Below are 16,537 nucleotides of genomic sequence, written 5' to 3' on the forward strand. Positions count from 1 at the left end.
GAATTCTCGGCAAACCATTATCTTTTAGATGACACGCAGAATGACTGAACGCCCCTATGACAGCCCAATCCTGCTGGTTATAGGGGGCTAAAGCAGCATGAGTGCACCCTGCGGCGGCGCTCGCATGCCCTGATTCCCCGTGTCAACACGGTATAACGGAGGAAGAAGCCGCCGAGGGAGTGTTAGGAATAGATGTTGTGATCCATAAGATTGGAAGCTGAAGACCTAAAGGATCACAACATAAAATGACTGCCCGCCCATTTGCTTTGGTGTTTGCCGCCCTATTCGGGGTCGGGATCCTGGTGCCCGCCGCGGCCCTGGGACAATCATTCACCTACGCCAAAGAGTGCATCACGAACGTCGACAACGCGACGGTGCACGTCCCGGCGACGGCGGCCCCGGCCCTTCCCGATGGAACGCCCGTGGCGGCGGGGGACACAATCGCGGTGTACACGGCCGGCGGGACGTGCGCGGGCTACGGGGTATGGACGGACGGGAATGGCGCTACGCTCGCCGCCGCGGGGTCGGATTCGATCAGTGTCTCCCCGGACGGATACGCGTCGGGCGCGTCCCTGCAGTTTGAGGTTTTCGACGTGTCGGAGGGAACCGCCGTCGCTGTAGACTCATCCGCCACGTTCGAGGCGTGCAGTGGCGTTGGCGTGCCCGTCTGCGCTGAGGGAGTCTACGACCCGGGGACGTTCCACCAGGTGACCAGCTTCCAGGCCGACTCCTCCGAGACGGTAACGCGCACGATCGCGCTGACGGAGGGCTGGAACTTTGTCTCGGTGCCCATAGAGTCAGACTCGACGTTCGGGACCCTCTTCCCGGAGTGCTCAGGAGGGTTCTCGTACACGCCGGGAAGCGGGTACGCGCCGCTGTCGAAAGAAAACCCTTTGCCGGCGGGGACAGGGATTGCCGTGCAGTGTCAGGCAGACACCACGAGCGTGACAGGGACGGTGGCGCCTGCGACGGTTGAGGTGGAGCCGGGATGGAATCTGATTGGAAGCGTCGAGGATACGGTGTCGGTCAGTGCAGTGACCGCCTCCCCGACCGGGATTATGGAGTCGGAGTTCTTCATGCTGCCGGTGGGCCAGGGGTACACGGCCACCACGGCGCTGCGTCCCGGCGAGGGGTACTGGGTCAAGATCGCCGAAGCCGGAACACTGGACGTGTCCGGGGCCACGAAGGCGCTGATGGCCAGTTCGGAGACGTCCAAGCAGGGGCCAGCGGATGAAGCGCGCCTCCGGGTCACGGACGCTGAGGGGCAACAGTCCACGCTTCGGCTGAAGGAAGGACTGACTGACCCGCAGCGCAGCCGCTCGGAGCTGCCCCCCATTCCGCCGGGCGATGTGTTCGACGTCCGGTTTGCGAGCGGACACGCGGCGGCGGCGTTTGCGCCGGAGGAGACCTCGGAGCACGCCGTGCAGCTTCAGGGCGCGACGTTCCCTGTAGAGGTCCGGTTGGAGACGGGCGGAAGCGACCGACGGGTCAAAATTTCGGCCGGGGAGGAGCGCCACGCGTTGTCGGCGGCCCAGCCCGCCGCACAGATCCAGCAGTCGACGGGGCGGATTGCCGTTACGGCCGCCCCGAGCCCGGACGAATTCCGGCTCGGAAAGGCCAGCCCCAACCCGATCCGCAGGGGCGCCGAACTTGAGTACACGCTTCCGGAGGAGTCAGAAGTCTCGATCGCCGTCTACGACGTGCTGGGACGGCGCGTCGCTCGGCTCGTGGACAAAAAGCGCCGGACTGGGGTGCATCAGGCCCAGATCGATGCGGGCACCCTGCCGAGCGGGAAGTACTTCGTCCGGATGCGGGCCGGGACGTTCCAGCAGACGCGCCAGCTGACGGTCGTCCGATAGGAATGGTCGTCCGGTGGGAGCAATTGCCCGGCCCGAAGTGCACGGGTGGACCTCTGCGCCAGTCTCCGCCGCGGAGGCGCTACTGCTCACGCAGGTCCATGATAACCGACTGGGTGTCTTGGGGAGCGACGGTCACGGACCGACTCTGTTCTCCCAGTGCCGGGTGGCGGGCGGTGACAGTGTGGGCGCCGGCGGGAAGCGCCGTATCGTACCACACGTCCGAGTTTTCGGCGCGGCGTTGGTCGTCGATGTAGATGGAGCCCCAGGGGCGGACTAGCACGCGAAGGTGCCCCGTCTGCTGCTCCAGTGTCGCCGTCACCGTCGCTGTGTCACTGGCGGTGATGTCAACCCGCCGGGCCACGGTTCCGTACCCGGAACGGGAGAAGGTGACGTCGTAGGTTCCTGTTGGTACCTCGTCGAGGGTTGCTGGCGTGCCCCCAACCTCCTCTCCGTCGAACGTCACCGTTGCGCGCTCGGGCGTTGCCCGCAGCACGAGAGTGCCGGTCACCGGCGCGATGTCGCCGTCCGTGGCGGCAGAAGAGGTCCCCGGGCGGCTATTGGCCGTGGGCCTGCCGGGAGCCGGGTCCGGTGTCTCGTCGGAGGAGGCGGGGGCATCGGGCGAGGGGGGAGGCGAAGCCGCCGGTTCGTCGGAGGAACGGCCGGAAGGGGGCTCGTCCCGAGAAAAGCGGGGCGCGAGTGCGGCGGACTGGCCTGCGGACAGCGTCAGCACGGTGTCCAGGCTCCCGTAGTTCGCCCGGTCGACCGTCACCAGGTATGTGCCCGGGGGGAGCGGGTAATCGTTGATCGGAGTGACACCAGCGGTGTCGGCGCCCACGATGACCACGGCGCTGCTGGGTTGGGAAGACACCGACAGGGTGGACGCCGCCTGGCCCCTGTCCGACTGGGACGCGCTCGGGGCGGGCCCGAGACGGGTGGGGGCGAAGTAGATCAGCAGCCCAATCGCGAGGGCGGCTGCCCCCGCTGTGATGGAGAAGGCATGGCGGCGCAACAGGCGCAGCGCGCCCCCCCTGCTGCCCTGTGGGGACTGGTACGGTTCCCAGGACGCAGAGTCGGGGTCCGAACGAGCAGCGTCATCTGGCTCCGGAAACGGGGCATCGTCGGCCATCCGCGTGCCACGTGCGACGTTCGTTGGGAGAAATGACCTAACTCCTACCTCAGGCGCGGGGGAAGGTTCGTCGTGCAGGCTGTGGGGCGACCACGAGCCCGGCGAGAACATGGATCGAATCGGACCCGTCGGGCCGGGCGGAGAATCTCTCGCCTCCCACGAAGAGCCAAACTCCTACGAAGAGCCAAACCACAATCGCGGGTCCGGGAGACTACGGGTGCGGAATCGCGGGTGCAGGAACGCTGGCGTCGGGAAGAATCTGTCTCCTCGCTGGGTCGTCATCCTACCCGCGCGAAGCCGAGGCCGTGCTCAGCGTAGTCCTCCTGGTAGCGCTGGCGGAGCCGTTCGTGCTCGTCGGCCCGCAAGTGCGGGTCTTTCTCAATGAGGGCGAAGGCGGCCTCGCGGGCGACCTCCAGAATCTCGTCGTCCTCGGTGAGGTCGGCGATCTTGAGGTCGGGCATCCCGCTCTGGCGGGTGCCGAAGAAGTCCCCGGCGCCGCGGATCTGGAGGTCCGTCTCGCTGATCTCGAACCCGTCGTTGGTGCGGGCCATCGCCTCCAGGCGCTGCTTGGCCTCCTGGCTCCGCTTGTAGCTGGCCATGAGGACGCAGTAGCTCTGCTGGTCGGACCGCCCCACCCGGCCGCGCAGCTGGTGGAGCTGACTAAGTCCAAACCGCTCGGCGTGCTCCACGAGCATCACCGTCGCGTTCGGCACGTCGACCCCCACCTCGATCACAGTCGTGGCCACGAGGAGGTCGATCTCTCCCTCCTTGAACCGGCGCATCGTCGCGTCCTTTTCGTCGGACCCGAGCTGGCCGTGGACGAGCCCGACCGTGTAGTCCGAAAATGTCTCCTGGAGCTCCTGCGCCCCGCTTTCCGCGTCCTTGAGGTCCATCTTCTCGCTCTCCTCTACGAGCGGGTACACCACGAACGCCTGCTCGCCCTGCTCCAGCCGGTCGTTCAGGAAGGCGTATACCTCCCCCCGCCGCTTCTCGGCGCGCAGGCGCGTCTCGACCGGCTTGCGGCCCGGCGGCATCTCGTCGATCTTCGACACGTCGAGGTCGCCGTAGAGCGTGAGGGCGAGGGAGCGGGGAATGGGCGTGGCCGTCATGAGGAGCATGTGGGGCCGCTCGCCCTTCTCGAACATCTCGGCGCGCTGGGCCACCCCGAAGCGGTGCTGCTCGTCGACCACCGCGAGGCCGAGGTTGTCGAACGCGACCTCTTCCTGAATCAAGGCGTGCGTGCCGACGGCGACCGGGCTCTCGCCGCTGCGGAGGGCCCGAAGCGCCTCCTCCCGCTCCGCCTTGGTCTGGCTCCCGATCAGTAGGCGCGGCTCCAGCCCCAGTGGGTGGAGGTAGTCCTGCAGGCTAGCGTGGTGCTGCTCGGCGAGGATCTCGGTAGGGGCCATGAAGGCGCTCTGATAGCCGCTGTCGTAGGCGTGCATCATGGCCGCCACGGCGACGACCGTCTTTCCGCTGCCCACGTCCCCCTGGAGAAGGCGGTTCATCTGCGTGCCCGTCTGCACGTCGCCGATGATCTCGCGCAGGGCCCGGGTCTGGGCGCCCGTGAGCTCGAAGGGGAGCACCTCTCGCACAAACTCGCGGGTGTACGCGTCGGGGTCGCCGAAGGCAGGCCCCGCCACCTCCTCCTGCTGCTCGTGCATCTGGGCCAGCAGGAGCTGGATGAAGAAGAGCTCCTCGAACTTCAGGCGACGCCGCGCCCGCGAGAGCTCCTGCTGGTTCTTCGGGAAGTGAATGGCCCGCAGCGCCACGCGGCCCTCCATCAGGTCGTACCCGTCTACGAGCCAGCCGGGCATCGTCTCCGTGAGCTTCAGGCCGTGCTCCTTGAACAGGTCGTACAGGACGCGGCGCACGGTCCGGCTCGTGAGGCCGACGTTGCTCATGGCCTCCCCACCCGGGTAAAGCGGCACGATGCGGCCTGTATCGAGCAGCGGACCCTCGTCGTTGAGGCGGTCGAAGTCCGGGTGTGTCATCGAGTGCCAGCGGCCGTACTTCTCCACCGTTCCGTGGAAGGCCACGCGGTCGCCCTCGTCGAACGCCTTCCGCACCCACCAGACCCCCTGAAACCAGGTGCCCTTCATGCGCCCGCCCTGCTCCCCCTCCAGAATGATTTCGAGCCGCTTCTGGTTGTTGCTGGGCACTACGTTGACAGAGCGGACGGTGCCCACGACCGTGACCGAGTCCGGACTCTCCTGAAGACGCCGCACCGGGGTTACGGTCGTGCGGTCAAGGTAGCGGCGGGGGTAGAAGTGGAGCAGGTCCTGCACGGTGCGCACGCCGTGCTGCTCGGCCCACACGTCGGCCCGTTTCTCCCCCACGCCCTTCACGTAGCGGACGTCTTGCTGAAGAAAGTCCTCACTCATGCCTGTAGGTTACGGGCCAGGTAACGGGCCGACCGGTCAATGCGGGATGTGCGGACGATGTGTCCGCTCTTTCTCACACGAACTGCGGGGTGGCGTTCCCGGCGCCGGAGGCCCACTTTCCCCCAGCCTACGGCGGATGGGTTCTCTGGATTCTGCGGTGCGGTCGCCCGAGCGGCATTCATCCCACTTCGGGCAAGGAGCGCGTCCTCCCATGGAAACGGCTCTTTACGAGAGCGATCCCTCACGAGAACGGCACGCTCGTTCCCACGCTCAGGGCGAACCGATCCCCGAAGACGTGCTTGCCGAGCACGCTGACCCAGGTTGGCGACAGCGTGAGCGGAACCGGCTCCGGCACGACGACCGAGACGCCAATGTTTAGGTCCTGTCCGTGCCATGTGCCCGACACGTTTACGCGATCGGCCAGCTGGACGCTCAGCGCCCCGAACAGGGCGGCCTGATTTGTGTCGTTCGAAAGGCTTTTCATCGTGTTGAATCGCCCGTCTCCCACGCCAGCGGTGGCCGACGCCTCGGTGAGAATATCGTTGTCGAGCCGCAAGACCTGACTCGCCACCACGTACGCGCTTTTGCTGTCCCACCCGCCGTACTGAATCACGTCCTCTATGCCTGCGGCGATGGAGAGCCCCCCGTAGACATGGCGGTGGACCTTTAGGCTGAGACTCCCCTCACTCAGCGGGTCGTCCACCAGGTCGTACACCGCGTACCGGACGTCGAGCCCAACTGTTTGGCGGGCCTCCCCTACGCCGAAGCCGAGAAATGCGGCCCCGTCGTCTCGCTGCGGGAGGCCCGGCTTCAAGAAGTGCTGGTAGGAGACGCCTCCGTAGAGGTCGCCAAACTCAGCGCCGTGCGCCGCCGGAATGCCGGCCGTAATGGCGGGGTCCGGCCCTTCGTCCCTGCGCATCCCCCCAGCGATCTCGCTTCCCGCGTAGCCGGCAGACTCGTTCTGCAGGAACGGAAGGCGGGTCTCGATGGGCTGGGCACTCGCGCTACAGAGAGAAGCTCCGACCACCGCGAGCACCGCCAGTATCCCGCTTCGGAGCAGATCGCAAGTCACGACTGGAGGAAGCTGGGGGCAGGACAGCAGCGAAGAGAGCCGACTGGAGATTGAGCGCTTCCCATATGGGCTTTTTGAAGGGAACGGCGGAGACGCCGACGCAAGACCTAACTATACACCTGTGTCCACTACCATGCATCCTACACCAGTGAAGATCCGAGGGGGCATTTGCCCACCGTGGCTGGTAGAGAGCGTGTAGCGGCCCGAAAGGAGGGGGCTTTCTTCTGGGTATGAAGAGGAATCCTGGGCACCAAGCTCATGGCCCTAACCCCCGGGGATATGGCTCTGAGTCCCGATCGTCTCCAAGATGTTCTCATTGATCCCACCCGGGACAATTCTATGCCCGAGAGCATCCTGTCGCTGGCCCAATCCTTTAGTCGTCTACGCCGTAGTCGCTGCTGCTGTAATCTTTCTCTCCGTGAATGCTACGGCTCCGATTGCCGTCAACATAGTCATCGCTGCCATACCTCTCGCTCACATAATCGGTGCTGGTGGCACCTTTCTGACCAGGGGAGCCTTTGTGGTCGTCGCTTTGACCAGGAGGATCCTCGCACTGACCCGGAGGAGTACTCCCTTGACCCGGAGGAGTGCCTCCCTGACCGGGGGGTTTATTGCATGGAGATCCACTAGATGCGAACGCCGGCACGCTTCCGATGGTCATGATCGCCGGTGCGGCGTACGCCCCTTTCTTGAGCGCGTCTCGCCTTGACATCGTCGAGTTCTCGGAACCGTCGTCGGGAGTAAATTCCTCTCCGTCTCTCTGTCCCGTGCTCTCTGGTCGCTGAGAATCATCCCTACCGTCGTCCATCGCTTCAAGCAAGAGGTTTGCTACCAGAATACGCAGAAAGGAGTATGAGGAGACGGAGCGATTATTCCGAAAGAGGACTTTTATCTACAAAGACGTTCCAAAAGACTAAATCCGGGCATCTGCCTTCCGCAGGGCGGATGTCAGCAGACCGGAAATGCTACTTCGACTGTTATAGCACAACTGGAAGGCGGGGACCTGCCCGGCCAACCGGCACAGCCGGTCCACGGCGTCGCCGTGGTGGCGGCCCGCGTTCTGGCAGCGTTCCACGAGTGACACTGCAGCCTCGGCCGCGCCCTGTCGTTCCACTTCCGCTGGCCGACCTGGATTGAAGACCGGGAGAAACACAGCGTCCGGCTGGACGGGAGCGTCCCGAATGCGCGCCGGTTCTAAGGTGACGCGTGTTTTGGGCCGTCCGGCCAGCTCCTCCCTGGAGAGTGCCTCTTTCCCAGACTCGCGGTAGGCGATGGTGGTGGGGAAGGGCAAAATCGCTCCGGAGTTAGGGTCATGCGGGGCCATGTTGTCCGACAGGTATGTCCACCCCGAGCGGCACAGGGCCGCGATCACTGTGCTTTTGCCGCTGCCCCACGGGCCGGCGACCAGAACGGAGGTGTCGTCTCGGGTCGCCGCCCCGGCGTGGAGCCAAATCAGGTCCGGTCGCGCCTCCATGAATCGCCGCAGGGCCGTGTGCTTCAGGTCGCGGATCGCGCTGTCCAATGTGTGTTCTTCTGTCTGGTCGCCTCCAGCGCCGCGCACGTAATACTGCTCCCCTGACCTCCCTGCGGCAAGCACGTCGACCGTTTCGGGGCGCGAGTCGTCGCCGCGCCGCCCGCCGAGCATCCCATGAAAAACACGCCGCACGGCCCGCGCAAGCTTGGGGGCATCGGTCCGGACCTTGACCTGATGCGCCCCGAACACAACGCGCAGGGTCTCTCCATTTTTGGCGTCCGGTGGCCCGTCCTGGCCGGTCCTGGATATGTCTCCGCTAGGTACGAAGAGGAGCCCTTGGTCGCGCAGACGAGAGGCCATCTGCCGCAACGTCTCCATGACCTCGGGAGGGGGCGCGTTGGCCGTCCCTCCAATCGCACGACCCATTTCTACCAGGGGGGTGTTCCCGTCACAACGCTCCCACAGCTCCCGCGCAAGGGCCGTGATTGCAAAGACCTGGTCCCGCTCCGAATCGTGCAGGACCGCGTCGCCGTCGACCCGGTAGGCGGTCACCGATGGGTTGCGGAGAGGGACGTCGTGACTCTGAACGTCACCATCCTGACTGTCGTCGCGTTCGGCCATGGGCTTAAAGTGTCTGTCTATTCGAAGTCGGCCATCGGGCGCGCACTTGAGAGCCTGCACCCCCCCAAGCGTCTCAGAAGTGCGATAATCCGATACAGCCCGCCTAAGTGCGGCGACTCGCGCCCCCTGTGCGGCCTCGGGATCACTGCGATGACGGTGAGTGCCGTTACTCCCGCAAAAAGCATGACGTCCGCAAAAAGTGTCGGCACGAAGACCACCAAGCCCACGCCGACGCTGCCGGTGCTCGTCTCGATCTGTAGGATGGGTCCGGCTTTCGGGCGAAAATGGTCTGGCCAAACGGCCTGTGATTGAAGCGCACGGCTTCCTTATGCCGGCGGATCGAACGGATTCGTCGGCAGGCCCGGCCGTGGAGAGAGGACCGCAAAGAGAGGATCATAACGCTGAGATGATGATTTTCTCCCTGTTCGCCTTGCACCTTATGAAAACGGTACTTTGTCTCCACCAACTTCGCCCGGCCTATGCAGTCTACGCGTCGCGACTTCCTCAAGTATCTTGGCCTCACTGGAGCCGCGCTCGGCGTTCCGGGGATGGCCGCGGGAGCCCCTCGCCTAGGCGTTGGTCGGAAGTCGGTAACAGTCACCGGTCGCGTCACAGGGCCGGACGGGGGACTGGAGGGTGTGCCCATAACCGACGGCGTCACTGTTACGCAGACCGGCGCCGACGGGCGCTACGAGCTGGCCGCCTCACCCCGCCGGCCGTTTGTCTACCTCTCGGTGCCGAGCGGGTACCGGCTCCCCACGCACGAGACGGGCACCGCCCGGTTCTACCGGCCCTTAGGCGCGGCGGGGGGCACCGCGGAGGCCTCGTTTCGGCTCACGCCCCTCGACCGCGACGACGAGCGGCACGCGTTCCTCTTCCTGGCCGACCCACAGACTCGGACGGAAGCGGAGGTGCAGCAATTTCAGGACGAGACGGTGCCCGACGTGCAGGGTGCCGTGCAGGCGCTCGGCGACCGCCCGGTCTTTGGGGTGGGCGGGGGCGACCTCGTGTTCGACGACCTGTCGCTCTTTTCCGGCTACGAGGCGGCGGTTCAGGAGATGGGCATCCCGTTCGTGCAGGCAGTGGGCAACCACGACCTTGACTTCGACGCGCCGGGCGACCCGGGCTCCACGGCCACCTTCCGGCAGCACTTCGGCCCCGAGTACTACTCGTTCGACCGCGGGGCCGCCCACTACGTGGTGCTCGACGACGTATACTGGCCGGGGAGCGACGGCTTCGGGCGGGAGACGGGCGACTACCACGGCCACCTCGACGCGGCCCAGCTCGCGTGGCTGGAGCAGGACCTCGCGCTCGTCGAGAAGGGTCGTCCCGTCGTCGTGTTCACGCACATCCCGCCCCTTAGCACTGCCTACGAGCGGCAGGGAGAGGCGAGCCCGTCGGTCCGGGGCCGGATTGGAAACCGCGCTGCGCTCTACGAGCTCCTCGATCCGTTTGACGCCCACATCATCAGCGGGCACGTCCACGAAAACGAACACCGCTTCGCCGACGGCCCGCACGAGCATGTGGTCGGCACGGTGTGCGGCGCGTGGTGGACCGGCCCGGTCTGCTACGACGGCACGCCCAAGGGCTACGCGGTCTACGAGGTGGACGGCGAGTCCGTCAAGTGGCGCTACAAGTCCACCGGCCACGAGGCCGACCACCAAATGCGGGCCTACCCGGCCGGGGCCGATCCCGAGGCGCCGGGCGAGTGGGTTGCCAACGTGTGGGACGCCACCGACGACTGGACGGTAGTGTGGTACGAGGACGGCATCCGCACCGGCGCCATGGCCCGCCGCGTGGGGCTCGACCCGATGAGCCGGCGCCGCCACGCGGGGGGCGACCAGCCGGAGAAGCACACGTGGGTGGAGCCACAGCCCACCGCGCATCTGTACTACGCCCCCGACAACCCGGACGCGAACCGGGTGCGGGTAGAGGCCACCGATCCCGCCGGGCGCACCTACGTGGCCCGCCCGTCTTCCGGCAGGGGCTGAACGCGCCACAGGAGCTGGCAAAGGTGCAAAGAGCCCCGCCCTCTCTTTACTTTTCCGCACACACCGACTGGCCCGCATGTACGAACCGCCGATGTCATGGACGCATTTTGCCGGAGCGCTCCTCCTTTTGGGGTGGGGACTGGTCGGGCTCGGCTGCACCGGTCCGGAGGAGCCGTCGTCCACCGCGGGGGGCGATGCGGCGACGCCGATCACACGCATCGCGTTTGGCTCGTGCAACGACCAGACGGCCTCTCAGCCCCTCTGGGATCCCATCCGTGCCGCTGATCCCGACCTCTGGGTGTGGATGGGGGACAACGTTTACGCGGACACGCTCAACATGACGGCCCTCGACTCAATCTACGCCCGGCAGAACCGCCGGCCCGGCTACCGTGCCCTGCGCGAGTCGACGCGGGTGATCGGCACGTGGGACGACCACGACTACGGGGCCAACGACGCGGGTCGCTCCTACCCGAAGCGGGATCGCAGTCAGGAGCACTTCCTCGACTTCATAGGCGTTCCGGAGGACCATCCGCGACGGGAGCGTGCGGGCGTCTACAGCGCCCACACCTACGGGCCGCCCGGGCGGCGCGTGAAGGTAATCCTGCTGGATACGCGCTACCACCGCGACCCCATTACGCGAGATCCGATCAGCGGCCAGCGCTACTTTCCCAATGAGGAGGGGGACATCCTGGGCGAGACGCAGTGGACGTGGCTGAAGGACGAGCTGCGCTCAAGCACCGCGCAGGTTCATCTCATCGGGACCAGCATCCAGGCCGTCTCCAGCCAACACCCGTGGGAGAAGTGGGCCAACTTTCCCCAGGCCCGAGCGCGCCTCTTCCGCGTCATCAACGACGCCGACGTGCCGGGAGCCGTCCTCCTCAGCGGGGACCGCCACATTTCTGAGATCTCCCGCCACGACGAGGCCGCCGAATATCCGCTATACGAGTTTACGTCCAGCGGCCTCACGCACCATGCCCCGATGCATGAGGAGGCGAACCGGCACCGTGTCGGGTCGCTCGTCGCGGCGCTTAACTATGGCCTCGTGACGATCGACTGGGCCGCCGACCCCGTAACCCTTCGGTTCGAGGTGCGGGGCACCGACAACGAGACGCTGCTCGACCATACCCTCTCGCTCTCCGACCTGCAGCCGTCGAGTGGGTAGCGCGGGCGAGCAGTCGTTCTCAATCCGCGACCCTGACCGTGTCGGTCACGGGAGTCCCGTTCTTCTGAAGGGCCGTCACGGAGAGAGGGCCGCTCTCGAACGGCGGGGAGGCCGCGTAGGTCGTGTCGAGCGGTACGATTGCCATCGTGCACGGCCGGTCGCCCGATGTCGGGGGCTGCACCAGTGGCGTCAGGGTGATCCGGCCGGGGACACGAGCCTCGTCAATCCGAGCGAGCGCGTAGCAGCCGTTGGGCCCCACGGTGCCGGACAGACGGATCCGAAGGGTGTCGGAAGTTGCAATCTGATCGGGCACGTCAATCCGGGCAACCCGGGCCGTATCGAGGGCGGGCGCGTTGGGAATGGCTGATGGAGCAGTGGTGGCCGTGGAGGCGCATCCTGCCCCGCTTCCGAAGAACAGAAGCCCGATGAGTACCGCGATCAGCGAGCACAAGCGAAGGGGCATGGGACCGGGCAGAGCCATCATGAGGAGAAAGTCGGGGTTGGACGTGCAACGCGAACGGGCGGATCACCGCCGGAAGAAGTGCGCCAGCACGACGCCGAGTGCAACCCAGCCCAGGCGGGCGGGCCAGGAGGAGGACCGGGACTGCTCGGAGCGCGGCGACGATGAGCTCTCAACAGGGGACACGGTCTCCTCGGAGGAGAACGCCAGGTGCGCAGTTCGACGGGCGTAGACGGTCGTCAGTTCGGCCCCGAGAAAAAAGATCTGTGCTGAGTAATAGACCCACAGCAGCAGGGCGACGAGCGCTCCCGCGGCTCCGTACGACGAGGTGACGGAGGCCCGCCCCAGGTACCAGCCGAGGCCCCAGGTGCCAACCGTCATGAGGGCCGCCGCTCCCGCGGCGCCCAGCCACACGTCTGCCCAGCGGACCGGCGCATCGGGGAGCGTGCGGTACAGCACGGCGAAGAGGAGCGTGAGGATGACGAGTGCGCCCAGTCGCTCCATCCCCAGCAGGAGCCCTTGTACCCCCAACTGGTCGGCCAGCCCGACGAGAAGGGTGCTCACCAGTAGGCTGGCGACCACTGTAAGCCCGGCCCCGACGACCAGCAGCAGCGAGAGGCCCCGGCTCCACAAAAACCCCACGACCCCCGTGAAGCGGGGCGTGGCGCCCCAGATCGTATTGAGTGCGTCCTGTAGGCGGGCGAACAGGGCCGTGGCCCCGACGACCAGCGCGAGACTACTGAGGGCCGTTGCCCAGAGGCCAGTGTCGGGGGCGGCCGCGGCCCCTTCCAGGATGGTCTCCATTAGGGCAGCCCCCTCGGGCCCGACCACGTCTTGGACCAGTGCCTTGAGCTCTGTCTGCGCCGCCTCGGACCGTTGGCCGTACAGGAGCCCGGCGACGGACAGGGCCAGGACCAGAAGGGGCGCCAGCGAAAACGTCGCGTAGTAGGCGACCGCCGCCGCCAGCCGCTCCCCGTGGTCGTCGCTGTAGGCGGAAAGCGTATCGAGAACGAGCTGCTTCGCGTCGGCGAGAGACATGGCCCCCGGAAAGTGTCTGTCAGAGGTGGCAAGAGAAGCGCCACTCGTGCCCGACGGGCAGGATCACGGAGAGAACCGGCGAGAGTCCTGCCCGCATAGGCCCTGGATTACTGAACCTCTACCTCGTCGCTGATCTCCATTAGGTCCTCCGGAATAGAGGCGGGAACGGTCCAGAGATAGACCGTTTCCTGCCCGATCTTGCCGGGCCCGAGGTCGATGACCCGGTCCGGCTCCCAGTCGCCCATCCGGAAGTCGTGTGAGACGATCCGGTCCCCAGGGTCGAGCGCCCGAAGCAGTTTCGGGCGCAGCTTCACGTTGATCTCCGGCCACAGGTACAGGGCCACGACCGTCGCCTCGCTCAGGTCGGCCTTGAACAGGTCCCCCTGTCGAAACTCGACGAGGTCGGAGACCCCGGCCGTCTCCGCGTTTTCGCGGGCCTTGGCGATCAGCTTCGGATCGATCTCGACACCGATGCCGCGGGCACCGTGTCGCTGGGCGGCGGCGATCGGGATGCGCCCGTCGCCGCTGCCGAGGTCAATCACCACGTCGTTGCTCGTCACGTTGGCCGCCTCGAGCATCTGGTTCACGACGCGCTGGGACGTGGAGACGTACGGGGCGTCCTTCTCGACGGTGTCTGAGTCAGAGATGACGGCCGACTCGGCCAGAGATTCCTCCTGCAGGCTTGGGGGAAGCGGGTCTACGGTCTGGCCGGCTCCCCGTTGGGGCAGAACGGCCGCGAGGACGAGGAGAGTCGCGAGGAGGGAAATCGTTGCGGGACGCAAACGGGACATTACCGACGGAGAGAAAACAGTCGACAGAACAGCGTGAGTAAGACGCAAAGGCTGAATGCACCGGGCAGACAGCCTGGGTATTGCTTCTCCCAAACGAGGCGGGCGGAGGGCAGGTCCCGACCCTCACGGCGTGCACCCCTGACGGGTTGGTCAGCGCGGACTGGTGCTGGTGTCGAGGGCACGCCCCCGATATCGAGGTTGGGGGGACGGGCGGATCACGGAAAAGTAATCGAATCCTACGAGACCAACTCCTATAATGCCGTTGGTCGATTTTCCCATCCCGCAAACCAAAACCACGTGCGGGGCGGCACGCGTTACGCTCTTGTCCCCGTGGCGAACGGGAATGCCTGCCTTTTGTATCGTACGATGGTTGTATCGTACCAAAGCTGGTAGAGACAATGCCCAGCCCTGCTTCTGCCTGCGGCAGGCGGGCGGAGGGCTGGCTCCCTGCGACCCGGCCGTCCCATCCGAGGAGCGATTTATTCTCTGGGGGGCAGTTTGATCCCACACTCCAACACACAGCAATACTCCATGGCCACGGACCTTTTTGAGGAGACAGACATCGAGACGCAGACCATCAACACCATTCGGTTTTTGTCGGCCGATGCGGTCCAGAGGGCCCAGAGCGGCCATCCGGGAACGCCGATGGGGCTGGCGCCGGTGGCCTACGTCCTATGGACGCGGCACCTGCGGCACAACCCGAAGGACCCGGAGTGGCCGGGGCGGGACCGGTTCGTGCTCTCGGCGGGCCACGCCTCGATGCTTCTGTACAGCCTGCTGCACCTGACCGGGTACGACCTCTCGATGGAGGAGATCAAGGACTTTCGGCAGTGGGGGAGCCGGACGCCGGGCCATCCGGAGGCCCACATCACAGAAGGTGTGGAGACGACGACCGGCCCGCTCGGGCAGGGCTTCGCCAACGGAATCGGCATGGCGATCGCCGAGCGGCTTCTGGCCGACGAGTTCAACGAAGAGGGCTTCCCGCTTTTCGACCACCGGACCTACGCGATCTGCTCCGATGGGGACCTGATGGAGGGCATCTCGCAGGAGGCCGCCTCCTTGGCGGGCCACCTCGGGCTGGGCAAGCTCGTCTACTTCTTCGACGACAACGACATCACGATCGATGGGTCCACGGATCTGGCCTTCACCGAGGACGTGGCCGCCCGCTTTGAGGCCTACGGCTGGCACGTGGCCCACGTGGACGATGCCAATGACCTCGAGGCGGTCGACAGCGCCATTGAAGAGGCGAAGGCCGAGACGGAGCGTCCCTCCTTGATCCGGGTCCAGTCCCACATCGGCTACGGAAGCCCAAACAAGCAGGACACCGCTGCGGCCCACGGGGCGCCCCTGGGCGAGGAGGAGGTGCGCGGGGCGAAAGAGGCCCTCGGGTGGCCCACCGACGAGACGTTCTACGTCCCGGACCCAGTCTACGACCACATGCGGGAGGCCGTCTCCGAGGGGGAAGAGGCCCAGACCGAGTGGGAGTCGCTCCGTGAGGGCTACGCGGAGGCCCACCCCGAGCAGTCTGCCCGGATGGACCGGTGGATGGCGCGGGGGCTGCCGGAGGGCTGGGAGGAGACCCTTCCTACGTTTGAACCGACCGCGGAGACGGGGGAGGAACTGGCCACCCGCAAGGCCAGCGGCCTGACCCTCGAGGAGTTGGCCCCGGAGCTGGGATACCTGATCGGGGGCTCGGCGGACCTCACCGGGTCGAACAAGACCGATGTGGAGGAGCGCGGGGACTTTCAGAAGGACAGCCCTGATGGGCGGTACTTCCGGTTCGGGGTGCGGGAGCACGCGATGGCGGGATTGTCGAACGGGATGGCCCTGCACGGGGGCATTCAGCCCTACGCCGGTACGTTTTTGATTTTTAGCGACTACCTGCGGCCGTCCCTCCGGCTGAGTGCCCTGATGGAGCAGCCGGTCGTGTACGTGTTTACCCACGACTCAATCGGGCTCGGGGAGGATGGGCCGACCCACCAGCCGGTTGAGCACCTGATGGCCCTGCGGGCAATTCCGGGGGCGACCCTGATCCGGCCGGCTGACGCGAACGAGGCGGCCCAGGCGTGGGGGGCGGCCGTGACCCAGACGGACGGGCCGACGGCGCTGGCCTTGACGCGGCAGACCCTGCCCATCGTCGACCGGACGGAGCTGACAACGGCGGAGGGGCTGCACCGAGGCGCCTACATCCTGCGGGAGGCGGCGGGCCAGCCGGACGTGGTGCTGATCGGAACCGGGAGCGAGGTGACCTGCGCCCTGCAGGCGGCCCGCGATCTGGAGGCGGAGGGCATCGGGGCGCAGGTGGTGTCGATGCCGTCATGGGAGCTGTTTGAGGCCCAGTCGGAGACGTACCGGCGGAAGGTGCTGCCGCCGTCGGTGGAGGCGCGCGTCTCGATCGAGGCGGGGGTGACGCAGGGATGGGAGCGCTACGTTGGCATGGGCGGCACCGCGATCGGTGTGGACCGGTTTGGGGCCTCGGCGCCCGGAGAAACCGTCATGGAAAAGTACGGCCTGACCGCCGAGCGGGTCGCCGAGGAAGCCCGAACACTGGTACAGGGGTAA

General features: G+C 66.3%; 11 protein-coding genes. 4 read left to right on the forward strand and 7 right to left on the reverse strand.

Annotation, left to right across the window (positions count from 1 at the left end; all coding sequences use genetic code 11):
• Window positions 1-245 precede the first annotated feature (245 nt).
• A complete protein-coding gene (locus OJB03_RS01025; RefSeq protein ID WP_263784477.1) occupies window positions 246-1,859 on the forward strand; it encodes a T9SS type A sorting domain-containing protein in 1,614 nt (537 codons plus the stop codon).
• A 79-nt stretch (window positions 1,860-1,938) separates the two neighbouring features.
• On the opposite strand, the gene OJB03_RS01030 is transcribed toward OJB03_RS01025, so the two are convergent.
• The 4 genes from OJB03_RS01030 to OJB03_RS01045 all read right to left on the reverse strand — a co-directional run bounded on the left by OJB03_RS01030 (window position 1,939) and on the right by OJB03_RS01045 (window position 8,533).
• Window positions 1,939-2,985, reverse strand: coding sequence for a PEGA domain-containing protein (locus OJB03_RS01030; protein ID WP_263784478.1), 1,047 nt, complete (start codon window positions 2,983-2,985; stop codon window positions 1,939-1,941).
• 278 nt (window positions 2,986-3,263) lie between these two features.
• The gene (recG, locus tag OJB03_RS01035) at window positions 3,264-5,366 is read right to left on the reverse strand and encodes an ATP-dependent DNA helicase RecG (RefSeq protein WP_263784479.1); all 2,103 of its coding nucleotides are present in this window, start codon (window positions 5,364-5,366) and stop codon (window positions 3,264-3,266) included.
• Window positions 5,367-5,607: 241 nt separating this feature from the next.
• Window positions 5,608-6,438, reverse strand: a complete 831-nt coding sequence (locus OJB03_RS01040) for a hypothetical protein (RefSeq protein WP_263784480.1) — start codon at window positions 6,436-6,438, stop codon at window positions 5,608-5,610.
• A gap of 913 nt (window positions 6,439-7,351) precedes the next feature.
• Window positions 7,352-8,533 (reverse strand): PqqD family protein, encoded by a 1,182-nt coding sequence (locus tag OJB03_RS01045; RefSeq protein WP_263784481.1) that lies wholly within the window; start codon window positions 8,531-8,533, stop codon window positions 7,352-7,354.
• A 479-nt stretch (window positions 8,534-9,012) separates the two neighbouring features.
• Here OJB03_RS01045 and OJB03_RS01050 point away from each other — a divergent pair, with 479 nt between their 5' ends.
• Entirely contained in the window at window positions 9,013-10,524 is a 1,512-nt protein-coding gene (locus OJB03_RS01050) for a calcineurin-like phosphoesterase C-terminal domain-containing protein (RefSeq protein WP_263784482.1), read from the forward strand.
• A 76-nt stretch (window positions 10,525-10,600) separates the two neighbouring features.
• Window positions 10,601-11,686: an alkaline phosphatase D family protein gene (locus OJB03_RS01055; RefSeq protein WP_263784483.1), complete on the forward strand. Its 1,086-nt coding sequence runs from the start codon at window positions 10,601-10,603 to the stop codon at window positions 11,684-11,686.
• Between the two features lie 19 nt (window positions 11,687-11,705).
• Here OJB03_RS01055 and OJB03_RS01060 read toward each other — a convergent pair whose 3' ends face one another.
• From OJB03_RS01060 to OJB03_RS01070, 3 genes are all read right to left on the reverse strand, one after another.
• Window positions 11,706-12,149, reverse strand: a complete 444-nt coding sequence (locus OJB03_RS01060) for a hypothetical protein (protein ID WP_263784484.1) — start codon at window positions 12,147-12,149, stop codon at window positions 11,706-11,708.
• Window positions 12,150-12,212: 63 nt separating this feature from the next.
• Window positions 12,213-13,184 carry a YihY/virulence factor BrkB family protein gene (locus OJB03_RS01065; protein ID WP_263784485.1) on the reverse strand — a complete coding sequence of 324 codons (972 nt, stop codon included), beginning with the start codon at window positions 13,182-13,184 and terminating at the stop codon, window positions 12,213-12,215.
• Between the two features lie 107 nt (window positions 13,185-13,291).
• A complete protein-coding gene (locus OJB03_RS01070; protein ID WP_263784486.1) occupies window positions 13,292-13,975 on the reverse strand; it encodes an SAM-dependent methyltransferase in 684 nt (227 codons plus the stop codon).
• A 531-nt stretch (window positions 13,976-14,506) separates the two neighbouring features.
• Here OJB03_RS01070 and tkt point away from each other — a divergent pair.
• Entirely contained in the window at window positions 14,507-16,537 is a 2,031-nt protein-coding gene (gene tkt / locus OJB03_RS01075) for a transketolase (RefSeq protein WP_263784487.1), read from the forward strand.

Origin of the sequence: Salinibacter grassmerensis, assembly GCF_947077765.1 — a bacterium.
GTDB classification, from domain to species: Bacteria; Bacteroidota; Rhodothermia; order Rhodothermales; family Salinibacteraceae; genus Salinibacter; species Salinibacter grassmerensis.

What these genes read in the sequence shown, in the direction of transcription:
- OJB03_RS01060 (WP_263784484.1), bottom strand. Translation starts at nt 12,149, where the DNA reads ATGCCCCTTCGCTTGTGCTCGCTGATCGCGGTACTCATCGGGCTTCTG.
- OJB03_RS01030 (WP_263784478.1), bottom strand. Translation starts at nt 2,985, where the DNA reads ATGGCCGACGATGCCCCGTTTCCGGAGCCAGATGACGCTGCTCGTTCG.
- OJB03_RS01070 (WP_263784486.1), bottom strand. Translation starts at nt 13,975, where the DNA reads ATGTCCCGTTTGCGTCCCGCAACGATTTCCCTCCTCGCGACTCTCCTC.
- OJB03_RS01055 (WP_263784483.1), top strand. Translation starts at nt 10,601, where the DNA reads ATGTACGAACCGCCGATGTCATGGACGCATTTTGCCGGAGCGCTCCTC.
- OJB03_RS01045 (WP_263784481.1), bottom strand. Translation starts at nt 8,533, where the DNA reads ATGGCCGAACGCGACGACAGTCAGGATGGTGACGTTCAGAGTCACGAC.
- tkt (WP_263784487.1), top strand. Translation starts at nt 14,507, where the DNA reads ATGGCCACGGACCTTTTTGAGGAGACAGACATCGAGACGCAGACCATC.
- OJB03_RS01025 (WP_263784477.1), top strand. Translation starts at nt 246, where the DNA reads ATGACTGCCCGCCCATTTGCTTTGGTGTTTGCCGCCCTATTCGGGGTC.
- OJB03_RS01065 (WP_263784485.1), bottom strand. Translation starts at nt 13,184, where the DNA reads ATGTCTCTCGCCGACGCGAAGCAGCTCGTTCTCGATACGCTTTCCGCC.
- recG (WP_263784479.1), bottom strand. Translation starts at nt 5,366, where the DNA reads ATGAGTGAGGACTTTCTTCAGCAAGACGTCCGCTACGTGAAGGGCGTG.
- OJB03_RS01050 (WP_263784482.1), top strand. Translation starts at nt 9,013, where the DNA reads ATGCAGTCTACGCGTCGCGACTTCCTCAAGTATCTTGGCCTCACTGGA.